The organism is Mesobacillus sp., from assembly GCF_049588175.1.
Taxonomy (GTDB): Bacteria; Bacillota; Bacilli; order Bacillales; family Cytobacillaceae; genus Mesobacillus.
Genome location: NZ_JBAVFI010000790.1, coordinates 1 through 6,516 on the forward strand (window position 1 = coordinate 1; position 6,516 = coordinate 6,516).

Genomic DNA, 6,516 nt, shown 5'->3' on the forward strand with positions numbered 1-6,516 from the left:
TCCATAAGGAATCAATTTTATTCCTGGAAGCATCGGCCCAAAGCCCCGTTTATATTCAGCCTCAGAAGACAACGAAACCGCAGTCATTGTCCGGCCATGGAAATTACCGATACAAGCGATGATTTCAGCCTGGTCTTCAGCTACACCTTTCACATCGTAAGACCAGCGACGTGCAGCTTTAATAGCTGTTTCAACAGCCTCTGCTCCAGTGTTCATAGGCAGCGCCATTTGTTTATTCGTCATTTTGCAGATTTTTTCATACCAAGGGCCAAGCTGGTCATTATGGAAAGCTCTTGACGTCAGCGTCACTCGGTCAGCCTGATCTTTAAGAGCCTGGATGATTTTTGGATGGCGATGTCCCTGATTCACTGCAGAGTAAGCACTTAGCATGTCCATATATTTATTGCCTTCTGGATCCTCTACCCAAACACCTTCTGCCTTAGAAATAACGATCGGCAGTGGATGATAGTTATTTGCGCCATACTTTTCTGTCTGTTCAATCAGAAAGTTTGTTTTTGTTGTAGTCATAAATCTTCCTCCGTTCCAATGAAAAAATTGGTTAGACAATCATATTGTAACCTGTAGACTCATGCTATTGTAACCCCATAAAATAAGAAAAATCGGAATTGTGGAGATTTTCTTGATTCATCATATTTTTAGGAGAACATGGTAGGATTCCGGCCATAAAAAAAACCGGACTAAATTGTCCGGTTTTTCAAAAGATATTACTTCTTAGCCATGTCTGACTGATCGATCCACTCTTGAAGCTTATCCTTCAAAGTGTTGAAGCCTTGAGCTGAATCATCCTGGTATTGAACAACTGCAGCTGGACGCTTAGCGCGTGGCTTCTTTGGTGCACGTTGAACTTGCTCAGGAGCTTCTTCAGTTGCACGGATAGATAAGCCAATTTTTCCAGCAGCTTCATCAATTGACAAAACTTTCACTTTCACTTCGTCGCCAACTGTAAGGTGCTCGTTGATATCCTTAACATAGCCGTGAGTGATTTCTGAAATGTGCACAAGACCTTGTGTATTTTCATCTAATGCAACGAAAGCGCCATATGGCTGGATTCCTGTAACTTTTCCTGTTAAAACACTGCCTACTTCAATTTTCTCTGACATCGAAACACTCCTAAATTTTGTTGTATTTTATCCCATTAATACGCAATTAAAAATTATATCATATATTGTAGTTTTAATCAAAAGGAATAATATAATTCTTATTTAGGGGTTTCCAAATTTTATCCGGTTACTACTTTACATGTTAAAGACGGTTTTCGGTTTTTGTTTCAAAAAATAGTACAAAGTTACATTAATGAGTGAAAACTGAAAATACTATGCTTTTACCTGAATAAATAGTAACATGGATAAGTAATTTTCTGTTTTATCAGAAAACTAAATTGACTTTCTTTTTTCAGTAGATTTTTAAAAGGAGTTTTTATATGGACAAGCATGAACAATGGACCTCTAAGCTTGGATTTATCCTTGCGGCTGCTGGGTCGGCAATAGGCCTTGGGGCAATCTGGAAGTTTCCTTATATGGCGGGTACAAACGGAGGCGGCATTTTTCTGATCCTTTTCCTGCTCATGACCATATTTATCGGAGCACCGATTTTATTAGCTGAATTCATCATTGGCCGGAACACTCAGAAAGACGCGGTAATGTCTTATAAACATCTCGCTCCTCAAAGCGCCTGGCCGTTGCTTGGCTACGGCGGTGTCATCGCATCCTTCATCATCCTTTCATTCTATAGTGTTGTTGGGGGATGGATCCTTTCTTACCTTGGACGAAGCTTGACTGGATCATTATCCGGCCTGACACAGGCTGAGTATGGTTCCACTTTCGAACAGATCATTGCTAATCCTCTTGAGGCAGTGGCCGTGCAATTCCTTTTCATACTGCTTACCATCTGGGTTGTTCAGGGCGGTGTTCAGCAGGGGATTGAAAAGGCCAGCAAATATATGATGCCCGCACTATTTATCATTTTCATTGTTCTGGTAATTCGTTCACTCACGCTCGAAGGAGCAATGGAGGGCGTTGAGTTCTTTTTGAAGCCTGATTGGTCTGCAGTCACTGCTGAAACCGTGCTGCTGGCACTAGGCCAGTCCTTTTTCGCCTTAAGTGTCGGCCTTTCTGTGATGGTCACCTACGCTTCGTATTTATCACGAGGTGAAAGCCTGACGAAATCAGCATTCTCTGTCGTAGGCTTGAACATTTTTATCTCGCTGCTCGCTGGACTGGTCATTTTCCCTGCAGTCTTTGCACTTGGATTTGAACCTGAGGCAGGACCTGGCCTGGTCTTTGTCGTCTTGCCGGCTGTATTTGACCAAATTGCATATGGCGGACTATTTTTAACGATTTTTTTAGTCTTGCTTCTGTTTGCAACATTGACATCTGCCTTTTCCATTTTAGAGATCATCGTTGCTGTACTTTCGAAGGGGAATGTGGAGAAGAGGAAGAAATTCGCCTGGATCGCAGGGATGCTCGTATTTGCTGCCGGAATACCAAATGCCCTTTCCTTTGGCGTTTTATCAGACGTGAAATTTTTCGGGAAGACATTCTTCGATCTTGCTGATTTTATTACGAGCAATATCGGTCTCCCGCTTGGCGCTTTCTTCATTGCCATTTTTGCAGGCTATGTACTTCCGCGAAAATTGGTAAGGCAGGAGCTTGAAACTGGAGCAGGAAAAAATCGGTTATTATTTAACATTTGGTATATCGCAATTCGCTACATCGTTCCTGTTGGCATTGGCATTGTCTTTTTACAGTCGATAGGCATATTGTAAAGTTAAGAAAAAGTTCACATTGCAGACGAAATATCCAACTTTTTTCTGATAAAATTATATTAAGAGATATTTTCTGGAGGTGAGGATCGATGAATGCGATTGGCCAGAATATCAAAAATTGCCGAATGCAAAAAGGAATGTCCCAAGAGGAGCTTGCTTTAAAATCACGGGTTGGCGCGCAGACAATCGAACGATACGAAAATGGTGAGCAAATACCTAATTTGCAGACAGTTTTAAAGATCTCGACTGTACTGGATGTCCCGGCTTCCGAACTGATGGGGCAGCAAATCTACACTACCGCTCCATCAGAAGCTGATCCAACAACAAGCAGTATGTAAAAGCCGCTATCTTCTAAAATTAATGAACTCTACCGATTAAGGGGCAGAAATTCTCGCTCCTTATTTTTTTATAAAAAGTAACGGAAATAAATAAATTTTACATGTATATCATTCTGGCAAACTGGTTATCCTTATCGTATAAGGCTTTCTAGTATTCCCCCCTTTTTTGAATGGACATCCATATTCGGATGTCCATCTTTTTTTGTTTTCGGGCTTTTTACAAGTTATGTGTGTGAACTTTTGAATAACGGGGAAAATAAATGGCATACCTTACATATTCCGTAAATAATGTCAGGAGTGAAAGCTGAAATGGAAGATGTTACGTTCTCAAGGAATAAAACCATTAACGGAATTGATTTGTATTATGAACACTATGTACACACTGCTTCCGATGAAACACTCGTGCTGCTCCATGGTTTTCTTTCCTCTACTTTCAGCTTCAGGCATTTGATTCCGCTGCTAAAAGAGGATTATAACGTCATATCCGTGGACCTCCCGCCATTTGGAAAGAGCGGCAAGGTTTCAAGTTATAAATATTCTTACCAAAACATGGCTGCAACTGTAGTTGAATTGATGAAGTCACTTGGAATCAGCAAGTATAATGTGGTCGGTCATTCAATGGGCGGGCAAATTGCTTTAAACATCCTCTTGCATTACCCGGATTATGCAAAAAAGGGTATCTTACTCTGCAGTTCAGGCTATTTAAAGAAAGCAAAGTTTCCGCTTGTGCTGACGAGTTATATCCCTTATTTTCACCTATATGTAAAATTCCATCTCGCAAAGTCTGGTGTGAAACAAAACCTGAAAAATGTTGTGTATGACCATTCCATGATTAATGATGAAATGCTTTACGGCTACTTATCCCCTTTTTTTGAGGATGACATTTTTAAAGCATTGACGATGATGATCAGGCATCGAGAGGGCGATTTGACTTCTGAAGAGCTAAAAAATATCGATGCACCTTGCCTGATGATCTGGGGTGAACACGATAAGGTTGTCCCTGTCAGTGTCGGAAGAAGATTAAAGAAGGATTTGAAGAATTCCAAGTTGGTTATTTTGAAGGAAACAGGCCATCTTGTACCGGAAGAACGGCCGGAGGATGTCCACCAGCTGATCAATCAATTTATTGACGCAGAGGAAAGAGTCGAAGTTACAGCAAACGGCAGCCGTTGATGGCTGCCGTTTCCCAAGTTTATATTGAGCAAACATCCTCATTCTTGATTGAAAGCAATGTGTTAGCGATTAAACGGCATTCTTTGTATGGCAATAGCTGTTCAAATGAAAATTCGAATACAGACTGAATTCTTTTTGCAATTTTATCAGCATCGTCGAAATCATGGACCGCCTGGAGGATATCGGCGATTTCCGGATCAAATTCCCCTTCTCCAACGTTAAAAGGATCCCACTTATTCAAAATATCTATTAATTTATAGCTAAGTTCTTTAGATTCCAATTCAATCACCTGATTTATTTTTAAAAGTATTTTATCATAAACGTAGTGATAGATAAATTATTCAGGAAAAGGCGGTGCGTACATAGTGGATAAGATTAATTTTGACAAAGTGGTTGATCGGAGCAGGTCTAGTTCAGTGAAATGGGATTTAACTGAAAATATATTTGGAACGGCGGATGTGCTGCCGATGTGGGTCGCCGATATGGACTTCCAGCCCCCCAAGGCTGTTTGTGACGCTCTTAAAGACAGGATCGACCATGGGGTTTTTGGATATACCTTTGTGCCTTTTACGGTTACTGAAGCCCTTCAACATTGGTTGAAAAATCGACATGGCTGGGAGATTGAAAAATCCTCAGTTCTATATAGCGAGGGTGTCGTGCCTTCCATCAGTACAGCGATACGTGCTTTCACGGAAAAAGGCGACAAGGTCTTGGTTCATTCTCCTGTATATACTCCATTTTTCAATATGGTGAAGAATAATGACAGGACGCTTGTCACGTCAAAATTATTTTATGAAAATAACCGCTATGAACTGGATTTCGAGGATTTTGAAGAAAAATTGAAAGACGGGGTTAAATTATTCATCCTGTGCAACCCGCATAATCCTGGCGGCAGGGTCTGGACGAAGCTTGAGCTCGAAAAACTCGGCGACTTATGTGTAAAGCATAATTGCCTGATCGTTTCGGATGAAATCCATTCCGATCTCGTTTTCAAGCCGAATGTGCATACACCATTCGCTTCGATAAAAGAAGAGTTCATGAATATTACAGCAACATTTGTTGCACCGAGCAAAACGTTTAACTTGGCGGGACTTCAAGCTTCGGCAGCCATTATCCAGAATAAGGAACTAAAGGATAAATTCAAGGAAATCCAGCAGCAGCAAGGATTCTTTACTTTGAACGCATTTGCGGTTGCCGGAATGGAAGCCGCCTATCGCGGTGGAGAGGAATGGCTGGAAAATCTGCTGGTCTATTTGCATGAAAATATGGAGATTGCCACTGAGTTTATGAAAGAAAACCTGCCAGCACTTAAACCTATGCAGGCAGATGCTACCTACCTGCTATGGATTGACTGCAAGGAGCTTGGTTTAAGTGATGAAGAAATAAAAGAAAAACTGCTGTACAAAGGGAAACTGGCTCTTGAGCCAGGAACGAAATACGGCGAAGGCGGAGAAGGCTTCGTCAGGATGAACCTGGCATGCCCGCGCGAAACCTTGCTAGAGGGTCTGGACAGATTGAAAACAGCTTTTAGCTAAGAGTTCAGTTACCATCAAGCAAAAAAAGATGAGCCAGACCATCGCAGGTCTGGCTCATCTTTTTATGCATTTAAGCACTTATCTCAAGTGCTTCATAGTATGGCTGAAGTGAATAATGTATGATTGTGTCCATGAATGGATGAAGTTTTTGAGGGATTACCATCATTGCATAGTCCCAAGCATTTTTTTCGATATTCAAGGAAATGCCAGTTCTCGTGTATTCATTGTTACTCGAATCCAGCTGCTCAATTAAATCAGCCAGCTGGCTGTCCTCAGCATGCCCAATTTCATGAGCAAAGACTACAGCGAGGTAATCCTCGAAATGATCTAATGAAGAAAAGATTTGTTGGCACTGAGCCTTGATTTCTTCAATATATAAAGTGATGGTGTGACTTGCGAAATTATATTTCCCGCCCGCAAACCGGTCTCCAGGAAAATATGATTCAAGTTCCACCTTCACACTGCTTCCCGACTGGATAAGAATTTGATCGACAATACTCTTTATCTGTAAGTCCTTCAATTTATACCCCTACTCATTTTTAAGTTATAAATTGTATTATAAACCTTTCCTGAAATAATGAAAACATGACTTTTACCCCTTTTTTAAAACGCTTAAACCCTCTCCCTTTAAAGTGAATTTCCCATCACAGTTTAACGCGTCACAGCACCGGGGGTCTGACCCCCA

The 6,516-nt window shown here is 41.1% G+C and carries 8 protein-coding genes; 4 read left to right on the plus strand and 4 right to left on the minus strand.

What is annotated here, in order from left to right; genetic code table 11:
* Both WB217_RS19205 and yugI read right to left on the minus strand, forming a co-directional pair.
* On the minus strand, positions 1 to 528 hold a 528-nt coding region (locus WB217_RS19205; RefSeq protein WP_423994942.1), incomplete at its 3' end, for an aminotransferase class III-fold pyridoxal phosphate-dependent enzyme.
* 197 nt (positions 529 to 725) lie between these two features.
* A complete protein-coding gene (yugI, locus tag WB217_RS19210) occupies positions 726 to 1,121 on the minus strand; it encodes a S1 domain-containing post-transcriptional regulator GSP13 (protein WP_207502143.1) in 396 nt (131 codons plus the stop codon).
* A 320-nt stretch (positions 1,122 to 1,441) separates the two neighbouring features.
* Between yugI and WB217_RS19215 the strand changes: the two genes are divergently transcribed.
* From WB217_RS19215 to WB217_RS19225, 3 genes are all read left to right on the plus strand, one after another.
* Positions 1,442 to 2,785: a sodium-dependent transporter gene (locus tag WB217_RS19215; RefSeq protein ID WP_423994944.1), complete on the plus strand. Its 1,344-nt coding sequence runs from the start codon at positions 1,442 to 1,444 to the stop codon at positions 2,783 to 2,785.
* A gap of 89 nt (positions 2,786 to 2,874) precedes the next feature.
* Positions 2,875 to 3,123: a helix-turn-helix domain-containing protein gene (locus WB217_RS19220; protein WP_423994945.1), complete on the plus strand. Its 249-nt coding sequence runs from the start codon at positions 2,875 to 2,877 to the stop codon at positions 3,121 to 3,123.
* Positions 3,124 to 3,432: 309 nt separating this feature from the next.
* Positions 3,433 to 4,296, plus strand: a complete 864-nt coding sequence (locus WB217_RS19225; RefSeq protein ID WP_423994946.1) for an alpha/beta fold hydrolase — start codon at positions 3,433 to 3,435, stop codon at positions 4,294 to 4,296.
* Between the two features lie 19 nt (positions 4,297 to 4,315).
* On the opposite strand, the gene WB217_RS19230 is transcribed toward WB217_RS19225, so the two are convergent.
* Positions 4,316 to 4,576 (minus strand): DUF1871 family protein, encoded by a 261-nt coding sequence (locus WB217_RS19230; RefSeq protein WP_423994948.1) that lies wholly within the window; start codon positions 4,574 to 4,576, stop codon positions 4,316 to 4,318.
* 85 nt (positions 4,577 to 4,661) lie between these two features.
* Between WB217_RS19230 and WB217_RS19235 the strand changes: the two genes are divergently transcribed.
* Entirely contained in the window at positions 4,662 to 5,831 is a 1,170-nt protein-coding gene (locus WB217_RS19235; protein WP_423994949.1) for a MalY/PatB family protein, read from the plus strand.
* A gap of 70 nt (positions 5,832 to 5,901) precedes the next feature.
* Here the strand turns inward: WB217_RS19235 and WB217_RS19240 are convergent, their stop codons facing one another.
* The gene (locus tag WB217_RS19240) at positions 5,902 to 6,351 is read right to left on the minus strand and encodes a hypothetical protein (RefSeq protein ID WP_423994951.1); all 450 of its coding nucleotides are present in this window, start codon (positions 6,349 to 6,351) and stop codon (positions 5,902 to 5,904) included.
* Positions 6,352 to 6,516 lie beyond the last annotated feature (165 nt).